The 14,099-nt window shown below is 67.5% G+C and carries 14 protein-coding genes; 6 read left to right on the forward strand and 8 right to left on the reverse strand.

The window, feature by feature from the left end; all coding sequences use genetic code 11:
* Positions 1–22 precede the first annotated feature (22 nt).
* On the reverse strand, positions 23–343 hold the full coding sequence (locus tag B5X82_RS22305; protein WP_079650446.1) for a 2Fe-2S iron-sulfur cluster-binding protein: 321 nt from the start codon (positions 341–343) through the stop codon (positions 23–25).
* A 96-nt stretch (positions 344–439) separates the two neighbouring features.
* Entirely contained in the window at positions 440–1,642 is a 1,203-nt protein-coding gene (locus B5X82_RS22310) for a CaiB/BaiF CoA transferase family protein (RefSeq protein ID WP_079650448.1), read from the reverse strand.
* 347 nt (positions 1,643–1,989) lie between these two features.
* Here B5X82_RS22310 and B5X82_RS22315 point away from each other — a divergent pair, with 347 nt between their 5' ends.
* From B5X82_RS22315 to B5X82_RS22330, 4 genes are all read left to right on the forward strand, one after another.
* The gene (locus tag B5X82_RS22315) at positions 1,990–3,633 is read left to right on the forward strand and encodes an AMP-binding protein (protein WP_079650450.1); all 1,644 of its coding nucleotides are present in this window, start codon (positions 1,990–1,992) and stop codon (positions 3,631–3,633) included.
* Positions 3,630–4,817 carry a Gfo/Idh/MocA family protein gene (locus B5X82_RS22320; protein ID WP_079650452.1) on the forward strand — a complete coding sequence of 396 codons (1,188 nt, stop codon included), beginning with the start codon at positions 3,630–3,632 and terminating at the stop codon, positions 4,815–4,817. Before B5X82_RS22315 ends, B5X82_RS22320 begins: the two co-directional genes overlap by 4 nt.
* A gap of 110 nt (positions 4,818–4,927) precedes the next feature.
* Positions 4,928–6,466 (forward strand): acyl-CoA synthetase, encoded by a 1,539-nt coding sequence (locus B5X82_RS22325; protein WP_079650454.1) that lies wholly within the window; start codon positions 4,928–4,930, stop codon positions 6,464–6,466.
* 42 nt (positions 6,467–6,508) lie between these two features.
* The gene (locus B5X82_RS22330; RefSeq protein ID WP_079650456.1) at positions 6,509–7,651 is read left to right on the forward strand and encodes an acyl-CoA dehydrogenase family protein; all 1,143 of its coding nucleotides are present in this window, start codon (positions 6,509–6,511) and stop codon (positions 7,649–7,651) included.
* Here B5X82_RS22330 and B5X82_RS22335 read toward each other — a convergent pair.
* The 6 genes from B5X82_RS22335 to B5X82_RS22360 form a co-directional block, all read right to left on the reverse strand.
* Positions 7,635–8,315: a cysteine hydrolase family protein gene (locus B5X82_RS22335; RefSeq protein ID WP_079650458.1), complete on the reverse strand. Its 681-nt coding sequence runs from the start codon at positions 8,313–8,315 to the stop codon at positions 7,635–7,637. The two genes, B5X82_RS22330 and B5X82_RS22335, sit on opposite strands and share 17 nt — an antisense overlap.
* Positions 8,316–8,337: 22 nt before the next feature.
* Positions 8,338–9,474: an amidohydrolase family protein gene (locus tag B5X82_RS22340; RefSeq protein ID WP_079650460.1), complete on the reverse strand. Its 1,137-nt coding sequence runs from the start codon at positions 9,472–9,474 to the stop codon at positions 8,338–8,340.
* Between the two features lie 53 nt (positions 9,475–9,527).
* Complete coding sequence (locus B5X82_RS22345) at positions 9,528–10,193, reverse strand: TetR/AcrR family transcriptional regulator (protein ID WP_223811232.1); 666 nt, start codon at positions 10,191–10,193, stop codon at positions 9,528–9,530.
* Between the two features lie 112 nt (positions 10,194–10,305).
* The gene (locus B5X82_RS22350; protein WP_079650464.1) at positions 10,306–10,725 is read right to left on the reverse strand and encodes a nuclear transport factor 2 family protein; all 420 of its coding nucleotides are present in this window, start codon (positions 10,723–10,725) and stop codon (positions 10,306–10,308) included.
* Positions 10,722–11,681: a BKACE family enzyme gene (locus B5X82_RS22355; RefSeq protein WP_079650466.1), complete on the reverse strand. Its 960-nt coding sequence runs from the start codon at positions 11,679–11,681 to the stop codon at positions 10,722–10,724. Before B5X82_RS22355 ends, B5X82_RS22350 begins: the two co-directional genes overlap by 4 nt.
* Positions 11,682–11,715: 34 nt before the next feature.
* Positions 11,716–12,969 (reverse strand): acetyl-CoA C-acetyltransferase, encoded by a 1,254-nt coding sequence (locus B5X82_RS22360; protein ID WP_079650467.1) that lies wholly within the window; start codon positions 12,967–12,969, stop codon positions 11,716–11,718.
* Between the two features lie 196 nt (positions 12,970–13,165).
* Between B5X82_RS22360 and B5X82_RS22365 the strand changes: the two genes are divergently transcribed.
* Positions 13,166–13,945 (forward strand): SDR family NAD(P)-dependent oxidoreductase, encoded by a 780-nt coding sequence (locus B5X82_RS22365; RefSeq protein WP_125724000.1) that lies wholly within the window; start codon positions 13,166–13,168, stop codon positions 13,943–13,945.
* 8 nt (positions 13,946–13,953) lie between these two features.
* On the forward strand, positions 13,954–14,099 hold a 146-nt coding region (locus B5X82_RS27110; RefSeq protein ID WP_235862769.1), incomplete at its 3' end, for an enoyl-CoA hydratase-related protein.

Here is a 14,099-nt window from a genome sequence, read left to right on the forward strand (position 1 = left end):
GCCGATCCTCTCGATCCTCCGGCTATTGCTGACGCTGCGGCAGGGCGACGGACAGGCCGTCCAATCCCTCGCCCAGCTTGATCTGGCACGACAGGCGCGAATTGGGCCGGCGATCCACCGCGAATTCGAGCATCTCCTCCTCGATCTCCGAGGGCGCGCCCGTCCGATCCATCCAGCCGTCGTCGACATAGACATGACAGGTCGCGCAGGAGAGCGCCCCGCCGCAGTCGGCGATGATCTCGTCGACGCCATTGTTGAGAGCCGCCTCCATCAGGCTCAGCCCGGCCGGGACGTCGCAGGCCGCTTCGCTGCCGTCGGGACGCTGGAACCGCACTCTCACCATCTCACCCTCCGACGCCGGACGCGGCGTCCTTGCCCGATACTCGCCCGTTATAGGCGCCGACCGCCAGGGATGCAAACATTGTTTTATACATCTGCATTATTCAGCCGCCACCGCCCTGCCCCGCGTCGCCGCGTCGATTTCGGCCGGAGTCAGGCCGATCGCCGCCAGCACCTCGGCGTTGTCCGCGCCGACGTCGGGCGCGAAGGCGCGCGCGTCGACCGGCGTTGCGCTCATCCGCGCGAAGCTGTTGAGCAGCTTCAGCCGGCCCAGCTCGGGCCGATCAGGGTCGGCGAACTCGACGAAGGTCTGGTTGTGCACGGCCTGCGGGTCGCGCATGAACTGGTCGAGGTCGTTGACCGGCGCGAAGGGGAGATCGTTGGCACGCGCCAGCTCGACGAAGGCTGCGACGGTCATCTGCCGGCACGCCTGGGCGATCTCCTGCATCAGTTCGGGCTGGTAGACGTTTCGTGCGCCGGGATCGGCGAAGCGCGGGTCCTTCCGGATCGCCTCCAGCCCGAAAATGTCGCAGGCGCCCTCGAAATGCCGGTCGGTCATCACGAAGCCGATCACCCAGCCGTCGGACAGCTCGAACGGATTGTAGATGCTCTTCACCCATTGCACCGGCGGCGGCGCATCGAGGAAGGTGCGGGTATAGAAGAGCTCGGGCAGGATGAAGTTCGCATAGGCGTCCATCATCGAGATCTCGATCTTCTGCCCCGCTCCGCCCGCCTTGCGGTGGAGCAGCGCGGCGAGCATCGCCATCACCGCCGAATAGGAGGATATCTTGTCGGCGACCGGCGACTTGATCGGCTGCGGCGGACCGTCGCCGCCCTGGTTCGGCATCAGCCCGACCAGCCCCTGGATCACCATGTCGTAGGAGGCCAACTCGGCATAGGGGCCGTCCGGCCCGAAGCCGGTCAGTCCCGCATAGACGATGTCGGGGTTGCGCGCGGCGACCGCATCATAGTCGAGACCGAAGGCCTCGAGCACGTCGGGCCGGAAATTGGTGACGAGCGCGTCGGCGCCGTCGACCAGCTTGCGGGCGGCAGCGAGCCCCGCCGGGCTCTTGAGGTCGAGCGCGACGCACTTCTTGTTGCGGTTCCACTGGGCGAAGGCGGCCGACCGCCCCTCGAAGACCGGCGGAATCCCGCGCATGATCTCCCCCTGCGGCGGCTCGATCTTGATCACCTCTGCCCCGAAATCGGCCAGCAACTGACCCGCCAGCGGCGCCGTCACCATCGTGCCCAGTTCGATCACCCGGATACCCGAGCAGGCGCCGCCCCGCTGTATTGCCGCCATCTCGCTCCGCTCCACTACCCCAGAATCACCATGCCGGCCGTGCCGAAAGCCCGCCGCCATGACTCTTTGGGAGAACGCAGGCGCGGACGCTGTCGACGGGTCCCGTCGGCCGACTGTTATCGGACGCATTCCAGCTTGGCAATATGTGTTTCATTCATTCACATTAATATGGCGCACAACAAAGGCGCACATTGAAATGATTGTTTCAATTCGCTAGGAAGCGGCCGGCCACCCGCCTTGCAAGCCGCTCCGGCATGCTGCAAGGTGCGGGGCTGCGCCGTCGGCGAATGCCGCGGATTTCAGCCAAGGCCGGCGGCTAGATCGGCGTCGATCGAGAGGGTCTTCGAATGGACATTTCCGGGATCGCGATGGAAGATCGCAATCTGGTCCGGGTGATGGAGACTGCGTTGCGTGCGCGCCCGTCGCAGATCGCCATCCGCGATCCCGACCGCGCCCTTTCCTATATGGAGCTGTGGGACGAGGGCCTGCGGATCGCCGGCGGGCTGGGCCGACTGGGCGTCGGTCGTCAGCAGCCGATCCTGCTGATGCTAGACAACCATGTCGACAATGGCCTGCTCTGGATGGGCATCGGCTTGAGCGCCCGGATCGAGGTATCGGTCAACACCGCCTATCGCGGCCAGATGCTGGCCTACATCATCGCCGATTCGAAGGCGACGGTGGCGGTGGTCGAGGAACAATATCTCCCCCGGCTCGTCGAGATCGCCGCGGACATCCCCGCACTCCGCGCCGTCGTCGTCCGCCGCGGCGCCGACACCGACGATGACAGCCTCCGTCGCGCCGCACAGCTCTGGGAGGTCAGCGATTTCGCCGAGCTTTCCGCCGCCCCACCGGCATCGCCCGAGCCCGTCGCGCCCTGGGAGCTGTTCAGCTTCTCCTACACCTCGGGCACGACCGGGCGCTCCAAGGGGGTGCTGTGCCCACACGCCCACGCCTTCGGACAGGCGACCTCGGACGGGCTCGGCACCACGCTGCCCGGCGAAGTCCGCTTCGTGGTGCTGCCGCAATTTCACGCTGCCGGACGCTGGGGCGGGATCTACAACGCACTGATCCACCAGGGTACGGCCCATGTCGCGCATGGCTTCAGCGCCTCGCGCTACTGGGAGCAGGCCCGTGCGGTCGACGCCCGCACCAGCCAGCTCGTCGGCACCATGGCCGAGTTCCTCCACCTCCAGCCCGAACGCGCCTCCGACCGCGAGCATGGGCTGCGCGAGATCTGCATCCTGCCGCTGCCACGCTTCTTCGCCGCCTGGCGCGAACGCTTCGGGGTTCGGCTGCTCACCGCCTATGGCTCGACCGAATCCGGCGCGATCATCTTCAACGCCGACGCGCGGTCGAACAGCGTCGGCCGGCCCCGCGACGGCTACGACATCCGTATCTTCGACCCCAACGACATCGAGCTGCCACCGGGGGAGGTGGGCGAGGCCGTCGTCCGCCCGAACCAACCCTGGACCACCTCGATCGGCTATCTAGGCCGCGGCGAGGAGACCGCGGCGCTGTGGCGCAACGGCTGGCTGCACACCGGCGATGCGCTGTATCGCGACGAGGATGGCAATTTCTTCTTCGTCGACCGGCTCGACGACGCGATCCGCCGCCGCGGCGAGAACATCTCCTCGGTGGAGGTCGAGCTGCATGTCTGCGCCCATCCGGCGGTCGCCGAATGCGCCGCCGTGGCCGTGCCGAGCGAGTTCGCCGAGGACGAGATCAAGATCGCGGTGACGCTGCGGCCCGGAGAGAGCCTGTCCGAGCCGGCGCTGCTCGATTTCCTCGACGACACGATGCCGCGTTTCATGGTGCCGCGCTACGTCCACCTGCTCGCCGAGCTGCCCAAGACGGCGACCTCCAAGGTCCGCAAGACCGAGATCCGCAAGGCCGGCGTCATCGGCTGCTGGGACCGGGCGACCGGCGCTTTCGTTACCGCCGGGGAGCAGAACGCGCCGCTCGCCCCCCATCATGGAAAGGAACCGGCATGAAGCCATTGGGCGTAGGGCTGATCGGCGCCAATCCCGATCGCGGCTGGGCGATCAGCTCGCACCTGCCGGCGCTGCTCGACGGCGGCGCGGATGCCGACGTCCGGCTGGTGGCGGCGGGCACTTCGCGCCCCGAGACGGCGAAGCGGGCCGAGGAGAAATTCGGCGTGCCGGGCTATGCCGACTATCGCGACCTGATCCGCGATCCAGCGGTCGACATCGTCACCGTCTCGGTCAAGCTGCCGCTCCATCATCAGATCGTCTCGGCCGCGCTCGACGCGGGCAAGCATGTCTATTGCGAATGGCCGCTCGCCCGAACCCTGGACGAGGCCGAGGACCTCGCCGCTCGTGCGAAGGCGGCGGGCAGCCACAGCATGATCGGCCTACAGTCGCGCGCCTCGCCCGCGCTCGACCGGCTCGCCTCGCTGATCCGCGACGGCTATGTCGGCGACATTCTCGGCGTGTCGGTGGTCGCCTCCGGCTTCGGCTGGGGCGGCGCGATCGACGCTGGCAACGCCTATCTGTTCGACGCCGCCAACGGCGCGACCCTGCTGACGATCACCGGTGGGCATCTCCTCGATGCCGTCGTCCGCGCCTGTGGCGAGATCGAGGCGGTGAGCGCCTATCTTCCCACCCGCCGGTCGCGCGTGGCGGTACTGCCGCCGGCGGAACTGGCGCGCTATCGAACGTTCGAGGCGGTGGTGGCCTTTCCCGAGGCGGGCGAGGCGCCGGCCGCGTCCGCCGACGTCATCAACGCGGCCGAAAGCTTCCGGCCAACCTCGCCCGACCAGGTCGCGATCACCGCGCGGCTCGCGGGCGGCGCGCCGCTCTCGGTCCATATCCGCGGCGGGTTGCAGCGCTCGACCGGCCTGATGATCGAAGTGATCGGCACCGAAGGCGAGCTGCGCCTGACCGGCCCGGCCGGGGTGATCCAGATGGTGCCGCTGGCGCTGTCGGGGGCCCGGGGCGCGACCCGCACGCTCGAGCCGATCGCCGTGGCGGAGGACCCGCGCGATGCGCTGGGTCCGATCTCGGCCAATCTGGCGCGGCTCTATGCCGCCTTCGCCCGCGATATCCGCGAAGGCACCCGCACCGTCGCCGATTTCGGCCTCGCCGCGCGCCACCAGCGGCTGATGGAAGCGATCCAGTCAGCCGGAGCCAGCGGCCGATGGACCGCCGCAGCCTAATTTAAGACATTTGTTTTTTCTCGCTTGCGGATTCATGGCTTTGTTTTATTGTCGCGACGAAAGGGCAGCGCGACAGGCTCGCGCGCGCCAGAGAGAGCAGCGAGTAAGCCATGCATCCGAGCATCCACGCGGTCGCGAACGGGGACAAGCCGGCCTTCATTACCGCCGAGACCGGCGAGATCGTCACCTATCGGCAGCTCGACCGGCGTTCCAACCAGGGCGCCCACCTCTTCCGAGAGGCGGGCCTCAGGACCGGCGACATGGTCGCGCTGTTCCTGACCAACGGGCCGCGCTTCCTGGAAACGGTGTGGGCCGCGCAGCGCTCGGGGCTCCATTATGTCTGCATGCCGGTCCGGCTGACCGCCCCCGAGCTTCGCTACATGCTCGAGGATGCAGGCGCCAAGGCGCTGGTATTCTCCGCCGCCCTTGCCGACACGGTCCGCGAGGCGGTCGACGGCCTCGGCGACCTGGCGCTGTTCGCCACCGACGGCGAGGTCGGCTTCGCGCGGAGCTTCGAACGGGTCCGCGACGCGATGCCCGACACGCCGATCGCCGACGAGGCGCCGGGCCAGGACATGCTCTACTCGTCGGGCACGACCGGCCACCCCAAGGGCATCAAGCGCCCCCGTCCGGTCGGCGGCATCGACGAGCCGACCCCGGTGACCAACCTCGCGCGCAGCCTCTACGGCATGGACGCGGACAGCATCTACCTCTGCCCCGCGCCGCTCTATCATTCGGCGCCGTTGCGCTATTCGATGTCGGTCAACCAACTCGGCGGCACCGTGATCGTGATGACGAAGTTCGATCCGGAGGAGGCGCTGCGGCTGATCGAGCGGTACCGCGTCACCCATGCGCAGTGGGTGCCGACCCATTTCGTTCGGATGCTCAAGCTGCCCGAGGACGTCCGCAAGCGCTACGACCATTCGTCGCTGCGCAGCACCTTCCACGCCGCGGCCCCCTGCCCGGTCGAGATCAAGCAGGCGATGATCGACTGGTGGGGGCCGATCGTCCACGAATATTATTCGAGCACCGAGCTGAACGGCTTCACCGCCGCCACGGCGGAGGAATGGCTGGCCCACAAGGGCACGGTCGGCCGCGCGATCATCGGCGAGATCCGCATCTGCGACGAGAATGACGATCCGCTGCCGCCGCGCCGCGAGGGGATGGTCTATTTCGAGAAGGGCAACCCGATCGAATATCACAACGATCCCGAGAAGACCGCCGCGGCCTATAACCGCCATGGCTGGACCTCGGTGGGCGATATCGGCTGGGTCGACGAGGAGGGCTATCTCTACCTCACCGACCGGCAGAGCTTCATGATCATCTCGGGCGGGGTCAACATCTACCCGCAGGAGATCGAGAACCTGCTCGTCACCCACCCGCGCGTCGCCGATGCCGCGGTGATCGGCGCGCCCGATCCCGATCTCGGCGAGCGGGTGGTCGCGGTGGTGCAGCCGCTCGACTGGTCCGAGGCCGGCGACGCACTGGCCGCCGAGCTCAAGGCGTTCCTCCGCAAGGGTCTGAGCCCGGTGAAGATGCCCAAGCAGATCGAGTTCATGCGCGAGCTGCCGCGCCAGCCGACCGGCAAATTGTTCAAGCGGCTGATCCGCGACCGTTTCCGCGAGGCCGCCGCCGCGCCGGCCGCCTGACCGACCTCGCGGCGGCGCGGCCGTCCGCTGCTGGAGAAACCGATGCTCGACATGTCCGCCCGCTTCGCCTTCAACGAGGACCACGCGCTGTTCCGCGACAGCGTCCGCAAGATGCTGGAGCGGGAGTTGCTGCCCAACCTCGACCGCTTCGAGGAGGAAGGGATCGTCAGCCGCCAGTTCTGGCTGGCGTGCGGCGAAGCCGGCATGCTCTGCCCCAACGTCTCGCCCGACTATGGCGGGCTGGGCCTCGATTTCGGCTATAATGCCGTGATCGACGAGGAACTGGCCTATGCGGGCTCCTCGGTGGGGGTCCCGCTCCAGAACGACATCACCGCCGAATATGTCCAGGCCTATGGATCGGAGGAGCAGAAACTCCGCTACCTGCCGAAGATGGTCAGCGGCGAATGCATCAGCGCGATCGCGATGACCGAGCCGGCGACGGGTTCGGACCTGCAGGCGATCCGGACGACGGCGCGGAAATCGGGCGACCGCTATGTCATCAACGGCGCCAAGACCTACGTCACCAACGGCCAGAACGCGGACGTGGTGATCGTCGCGGCGAAGACCGATCCCGGGCTCGGCGCGCGGGGACTCTCGCTGATCCTGGTCGACGCCGATACGCCTGGTTTCGCGCGCGGGCGCAATCTCGACAAGATCGGCCTGTGGTCGGCCGACACCTCCGAACTGTTCTTCAACGACGTCGAGGTACCGGTCGCCAACCGCCTCGGCGCGGAAGGATCGGGCTTCGCCTATCTGATGAACCAGTTGCCGCAGGAACGGCTGTCGATCGCCACCTCCGCCCAGGCTGCCGCGCAGCGCGCGTTCGACGAGGCGCTGGCCTTCGTCAAGGACCGCAAGGCGTTCGGTCAGCCGATCTTCGAGTTCCAGAACACCAAGTTCACCCTCGCCGACATGAAGAGCCAGTTGCAGGTGGGCTGGGCGCATCTCGACTGGGCGATCCGCCGCCACATCGCCGGCGCGCTGACCACCGCCGAGGCGTCGGCCGCCAAGCAATGGCACAGCGACATGCAGAACCGCATCACCGACATGGCGCTGCAGCTCCATGGCGGCGCCGGCTACATGAACGAATATCTCATCGCCCGGCTGTGGCGCGACGCCCGCGTGACCCGCATCTTCGGCGGCACCAACGAGATCATGAAGGAAGTCGTCAGCCGGTCGCTCTGAGGGAGGTCAGCAGCGCCAATATCTCGTCCGCCGGCCTGACGTCGGCGAAGGCCATGCGGCTCATCGTCCGCAGCGTGGCCCGGTGCCCCTCCTCCGACCAGGTCGCATTGCCGTCCTCGGGAAAGAACACGCGATAGTTCATTTGCGCCGCGTCGCGCGCGGTGGACTCGCAGCAGCCGTCGGTGAGGCAACCCGAGATGATGAGCGTGTCGATGCCCCGCGCTTCGAGCGCCGCCGGCGCATCGCAGGTGCCGGGAATGAAGGCGCTGAGCCGGGTCTTGTCCATGACCAGATCGCCGGCGCCGAAATCGAGCTCCGGCCAGAGCGCATGGGTGGACGCCCCGCGCCGGAACGCCTCGGCCGACAGCGCCCGCTGCGCGGCGGGCATCAGCTCCTGGTAGGAGGTCCAGCGGTGGGGTTCATCGGGGTCGATCGTGTAGCGCAGGAAGAGGTTGAGCCCCCCGGCGGCGCGCACCGCCGCCGAGACGCGGTTGACCGCCGGGACGATCGCCCGCGCCGCCGCGACCTCGAACGGCGATCCGGGCTCCAGGAACCCGATCTGCAGATCGATCACCAGATGCGCGGCCTTCGGGCCGGCCAAGCGGGAGTAGCGCGGCCGCGGGCGGCTTCCCATCATCGCGCGGACCGGAACGGACTGGGTCATGGCGCTTCTCCGCCTGGGTCGGTCAGACGTCGAGCTTGTAGAGCTCGCGCGTGTTGTCGCGCAGGATCCAGTTCCTCTCCTGCTCGGAGAGATGGCTGGCATGCTCGGCCAGCAGGGACTGGCTGTGCGGCCAGGTGGCGTCGCTGTGCGGGAAGTCGTTGGCCCACAACAGGCGGCGCGGATTCATCAGATGCGCCACCTTGAAGGCGACCCAGTCGTCCTGGAAGGTCAGGTAGATATTCTCGTTGAAATAATGGCTGGGCTTCTCCTTCAGGTCCGCGCCGGCCTTCAGCCAGTAGCGATGCTTCTCCCAGGCATGGTCCATGCGATAGGCGAAATGGGGCGCCCAGCCGGCGTCGCCCTCGACGCCCACCAGCTTCAGCCCGGGATGTCGTTCGAAGATGCCGCTCAGCACGAACATGCCGATCAGGTCCTGGTTGGCACGGATCACCGAATTGAAGCGGTTCATCGCCGGGCCGCGGGTGACGCCGCCGGCGCGCAGCCCCTCGCTGTCCTTGCCGCCCGCGAAGACGTGGAAGTTGATCGGCAGGTCGAGCTCCTCGATCGCGCTCCACAGCGGCTCGAAGCTCGGATGATCATAGTCCTCGTCGGTCCCCGGCATGCCGGGGAAGATCACGCCGCGGAAGCCCTGGTCCTTGAAGCGGCGCACCTCCTTGATCGTCTCCTCGACCGAGATCACCGAGGTGCAGGGAAGGCAGATCAGCCGGTCGGGCGCCGGTTCCTGGAATTCGAGGATCCAGCGGTTATAGGCGTCGAAGCAGGCGCGCTTGTAATCGGCGTCCGGATGGTTCGCGAGCAGCATCGCCACGGTGGGGAAGATGATCTCCGCCACGACGCCGTCGCGATCCTGGTCGGCCAGCCGCGCCTTGCCGTCCCAGCCGCCGCGATGGATCTCGCTGAACAGCATGTTGGCGTCCTCGAGGAATTTCGGATCCTTGCCGGCCGCCGCCATGCGGCCATAGGGCACGTCGGTCTTCATGCCGGGGATCACATAGACCTCGCCGCTGCCTTCCTTGCGGATCATGTGCGGCGCCCTGTCGCGATAGCGCGGCTCCAGATGATCGATGAACAGGTTGGGCGGCTCCGTCACGTGGGAGTCGGCGGAAATCGCGCCCGTCCTCGTCAAAGTCGCTTCCATGTCCTTCTCCTTTCGCGATCCATGGTTCCCGCCCCTCGGGGCTTGGCTTCGGTTCAGTCCGCCTGGCGGCGCAGCGCCTGCTGCGCCTCGTGGGAAACGGGCGCGGTCAGCCCGCCCACAAGGCAGTCGATCAATCCTTCGACGTGGAAATCCGTCTCTTCCCGGTCGCCCCGCGCTTCGATCGCGGCGAGGCCGGATACGATCTGCAGCCGCAGCAGCCTCAGCCGCATCCGCACGATCCTGGCCGGCAGATAGGCGAGCAGCGCCTCCAGCGCGTCGGCCACCTTCCAGCCCGTGACCCAGAGCGCGCCGGCCTCCGTGAGGGCGTTGCGCTGGATGAACAGCGGCTCGTCGCGCAACAGCCGCTCCAGGAACCGCAGGCTGTAATTCCCCTCGGCGCGCGGCTGGAGCTCTTCCGCGAAGGGGTGGACCCAGGCGCCGACGAGCGCCCGCACCTCGGTGAGCCGATGCTCGTCGCCCAGCCGCTCCATGATCGCCAGCCGGCGCCGGTTGATCAGGCTCATCCGATGCTCGAACACCGCCTCGACCAGGCCGTCGCGCGATCCGAAATGATAATGGACCGCCGAGGCGTTGCGGTGGCCCGCCGCCTCGTGGACCTGGCGCAGCGAGACGCTTTCCAGGCCGAAATCGGCGAACAGCCGTTCCGCCGCCAGGATCAGCGACAGCCGGCTTCCACCGATTTCCTGGACGACGCCCATGCAATCGTCTCCCATTAAAATATGCCCGACTCGACTCGTGATACGATTGTTTTAGCTTATTTTCGTGCAACGACCGAGCAGGAATTTAATCAAGACCGATTATTCCCGCCGATCAGCCGCTCGCCAGAAGGTCGAAATAGGTGGTGAAGCGCCGCCGATCGAACAGCCAGCGGCCGTCGACGCGGGCGAAATCATCCTCATAGACGCCGCTGAACACATGGACGCCGCTGCCGCGCTTGTGGCCGGTCAGGGTCGAGACCCCGGTCGCCCGGTCGCCCGCCACCTCGAAGATCATGTTGCCCACCAGAGGCACCACGTCGCCAAAATCGCTCGCGGAGCGGGCATAGAAGCGCGCCAGCGCCTCCCGGCCCCGCAACTCCTGGCTGCGCCCCTCGAACGCGCCGTCGGCGGTGAACAGCGCGGGCACCTCGGCGCCGCGTCCCTGCCCGACCAGCCAGGCGTAGCGCGCCACCAGCTCGCCCAGCGCGATCTTGTCGGCGATCGCGGCGAGGTCCGGCGCGATCCCGCTCACGCGGCGTCCCGCGCCGGCGCCCGGGAATAGCCGAGCATCGCCCGCGCCTCGTCGGGCGTGGCGATCTCGCGGCCGACCGCCCTGGCGACCGCAGCCATGCGCCGCACCATCTCGACATTGCTGAGCTGCTCGCCGTCCCATTCGGGCTTGTCGCCCAGGCCGGTGCGGATATGCCCGCCCATCGCCACCGCCAGCAGGTTGAGCTCGCGATGGGTGTCGCCATGGGCCGGATCGTGCACGAAGGTCGTGTAATTGTGCGGGAACCATTCGTAGCGGACGTGCGGCGGGAACATGGTGAGCAGCGACTGGACGCCGGCCGCGTCGGGCATCGGACCGTAGGGCACCGAATCCGACATGTTGAGGTGAACCATGATCGGCTCCTTGAGCAGCCCCATCTCGCGGTACATCAGCAGGTGGCGGACATGGCCGGGCTCGCGGACGATGAAGCCGGGCTGCAGGCCGCTTTCCAGGCACCAGGCGAGGAACTGGCTCATCTGCTCATGGGTGTGCGAGCTGACCCGATCGTAGACGAAGCGCCCCGCCTCGAAGTCGTAGCGCCCGATATTGGTCGCCCCGACATGGAGGACGAAGGTTTCCAGCCGGATGTCGGGCATCGCGCGCAGCGCCTTGACGTGGGGATGCATGCCGCGCTCGGCCTCCTCGCGGCCGGCGGCGCCCGGATAGGTATAGGTCGGATAAGGAATGACGTCGCACCTCGCGCGGATCAGCCGCATCGTGTCGGCATAATGCTCGGCGCTGCCGGCGAGGCTGGAATCATAGGTGCCGTCGTCGGGCTTGTCCGGCACGCGGTTGTGGAAATGGATGATCGACGCGCCCTCCCGATAGCATTGATAGGCGTCCTCGGCGATCTCCTCCGGGGTGAGCGGGACATGGGGATTCTCGCAGCGCATGACCGTCTCGTTCAGCGCCACCTCGATGATCACCTTCTTCTTCATGCCTCTCTCCGATCTCCCGAAACCCGAGCCCCGATCACAGCCGCTCGATGATGATCGCGGGCGCCATGCCCCCCGCCGCGCACATGGTGACGAGCCCGTAGCGCCCGCCGATCCGCTCGAGCTCGTCGAGGACGGTGCCGATCAGGATCGCGCCGGTGGCGCCGATCGGATGGCCGAGCGCGATCGACCCGCCATTGACGTTGACCTTGTCGCGATCGAGATCGAGATCGCGCTGGAATTTCTCGGAAACCACGGCAAAGGCCTCGTTGATCTCCCAGAGATCGATGTCGTCCTTGGTCAGGCCGGCCTTCTTCAACGCCTTGCGCGCCGCGGGCACCGGCGCGTTGAGCATCAGCGTGGGATCATCACCGATATTGGCGGTGGCGACGATGCGGGCGCGGGGCTTCAGCCCGTGACGGGCGGCATAGTCCTTCGACGCGAGCAGCAGCGCGGCCGCGCCATCGACCACGCCCGACGAATTGCCGGCATGGTGTACCGGACGGATGTCGAGATCGGGGAATTTGCGGTTGATCAGCCCGGCATAGGTCGTGCCATCCTCGTCGATCGGCATCCGGGCGAGCGCCTCGAAGGCGGGCTTGAGCTGGGCCAGCCCCTCGGCGCTGGTCTGCGGCCGGGGATATTCGTCGGCGTCCAGCAGCACCCTGCCCTCATCGTCCACGACCGGGACGATGCTCCTGGCGAAGCGGCCCTCGCGGATCGCGCGGTCAGCGCGGCGCTGGCTCTCCAGCCCCGCCGCATCGAGCTCCTCGCGGCTGATCCCCTCCAGCGCAGCGATCGCGTCGCCGCAGACGCCCTGATGCGACTGGGGATGGACCGCCTGGAGCCGGTCGTTGCCCGATCCGATGCCGTAGACCGGCAGCCCCGCCGCAGCCTCCTGCTGCGAGAGGGTGGCGGTCAGCGACATCATCTCGCTGCCGCCGGCGATCACCAGATCCTCCATTCCCGCCATGATCTGCGCCGCGGCGAGGCCGACTGCGGTGATGCCGCCGCCGCAATAGCGGTCGAGCGTGACCCCAGAGGCCCGGACATCATAGCCCGCGTCGAGCGCCGCCATCCGGCCGAGGTCGCCGCCCTGCGTGCCGCGCTGCATCGAGGTCGACCAGATGATGTCGTCGACGTCGGCGGTGTCGAAGCCGTTGCGCTCCCGGAGCGCCTTCAGCACGCTCGCCGCCAGATGCTGGGGATGCATATGGGCGAGCGCTCCCTTGCCGGTCTTGCCGATGCCGCGCGGCGTACGAACGGCGTCGATGATATAGGCTTCCGGCATCAGGGGACTCCCGTCACTGAGTTTCAATATATGTTTCAATCGTACGACTTATCATCGCCATAGATCGCACGCCGGCCAGGCACAATACCGGCTGCTGCGCGCTTGATGAATATGATTGTATTAATTTCGGCTGACAAGCCCCTCTGCCTCCGCTAATGGCCGCGCTGACCACAGGGCTTCGGCGCGGGAGATGGACATGGACGTGAAGGGTTTGACGGCGGTCGTCACGGGCGGCGCCTCCGGGTTGGGCGCGGCGACGGCCAGGGCGCTGGCCGCGCGCGGCGTGAAAGTGGCGATATTCGACCTGCAGCAGGAGCTCGGCCAGGCGGTCGCCGCCGAGATCGGCGGCCTGTTCTGCGCCGTCGATGTGACTTCTGACGCCTCGGTCGACGCCGGCTTCGCGCAGGCGCGGGCGGCGCTGGGGCAGGAGAGGATCCTGGTCAACTGCGCCGGCACCGGCAACGCGATCAAGACGGCGAGCCGCTCGCGGGAGGATGGCACCATCCGCCATTATCCGCTCGACGTCTTCGATCGCATCATCCAGATCAACCTGGTGGGCACGTTCCGCTGCATCGCCAAGTCGGCGGCCGGGATGCTTACCGCCGATCCCCTGGAGTCGGGCGAGCGCGGCGCGATCGTCAACACCGCCAGCGTGGCGGCCGAGGACGGCCAGATCGGCCAGGTCGCCTATTCGGCGTCGAAGGCGGGCGTCGTCGGCCTCACCTTGCCCGTCGCGCGCGATCTGGCCGGTGACGGAATCCGGGTGAACACGATCCTGCCCGGCATTTTCGAGACGCCGCTGCTGATGGGCCAGCCCACCCATGTGGTCGATGCGCTCGGCGCATCGGTGCCCTTCCCGAAGCGGCTGGGCAGGCCCGAGGAATATGCGCGCCTCGCGATCGAGATGATCGAGAACCCCTATTTCAATGGAGAGGATGTCCGCCTCGACGGCGCCATCCGCATGGCGCCGCGGTGACAGCGCCGATGGCTTACGAAACGATCCTCGTAGAGACCGAGGGGCCGGTCACGGTCATCCGGCTGAACCGCCCGCAGGCGCTGAACGCGCTCAACACGCAGGTGCTGGCCGACCTGATCGCCGCCTTCCGGGCCTTCGACGCCGATCCCGAGCA

Origin of the sequence: Rhizorhabdus histidinilytica (assembly GCF_900167915.1) — a bacterium.
GTDB classification, from domain to species: Bacteria; Pseudomonadota; Alphaproteobacteria; order Sphingomonadales; family Sphingomonadaceae; genus Rhizorhabdus; species Rhizorhabdus histidinilytica.

What these genes read in the sequence shown, in the direction of transcription:
- B5X82_RS22325 (WP_079650454.1), top strand. Translation starts at nt 4,928, where the DNA reads ATGCATCCGAGCATCCACGCGGTCGCGAACGGGGACAAGCCGGCCTTC.
- B5X82_RS22360 (WP_079650467.1), bottom strand. Translation starts at nt 12,969, where the DNA reads ATGCCGGAAGCCTATATCATCGACGCCGTTCGTACGCCGCGCGGCATC.
- B5X82_RS22355 (WP_079650466.1), bottom strand. Translation starts at nt 11,681, where the DNA reads ATGAAGAAGAAGGTGATCATCGAGGTGGCGCTGAACGAGACGGTCATG.
- B5X82_RS22330 (WP_079650456.1), top strand. Translation starts at nt 6,509, where the DNA reads ATGCTCGACATGTCCGCCCGCTTCGCCTTCAACGAGGACCACGCGCTG.
- B5X82_RS22310 (WP_079650448.1), bottom strand. Translation starts at nt 1,642, where the DNA reads ATGGCGGCAATACAGCGGGGCGGCGCCTGCTCGGGTATCCGGGTGATC.
- B5X82_RS22345 (WP_223811232.1), bottom strand. Translation starts at nt 10,193, where the DNA reads ATGGGCGTCGTCCAGGAAATCGGTGGAAGCCGGCTGTCGCTGATCCTG.
- B5X82_RS22365 (WP_125724000.1), top strand. Translation starts at nt 13,166, where the DNA reads ATGGACGTGAAGGGTTTGACGGCGGTCGTCACGGGCGGCGCCTCCGGG.
- B5X82_RS22305 (WP_079650446.1), bottom strand. Translation starts at nt 343, where the DNA reads ATGGTGAGAGTGCGGTTCCAGCGTCCCGACGGCAGCGAAGCGGCCTGC.
- B5X82_RS22315 (WP_079650450.1), top strand. Translation starts at nt 1,990, where the DNA reads ATGGACATTTCCGGGATCGCGATGGAAGATCGCAATCTGGTCCGGGTG.
- B5X82_RS22320 (WP_079650452.1), top strand. Translation starts at nt 3,630, where the DNA reads ATGAAGCCATTGGGCGTAGGGCTGATCGGCGCCAATCCCGATCGCGGC.
- B5X82_RS22335 (WP_079650458.1), bottom strand. Translation starts at nt 8,315, where the DNA reads ATGACCCAGTCCGTTCCGGTCCGCGCGATGATGGGAAGCCGCCCGCGG.
- B5X82_RS22340 (WP_079650460.1), bottom strand. Translation starts at nt 9,474, where the DNA reads ATGGAAGCGACTTTGACGAGGACGGGCGCGATTTCCGCCGACTCCCAC.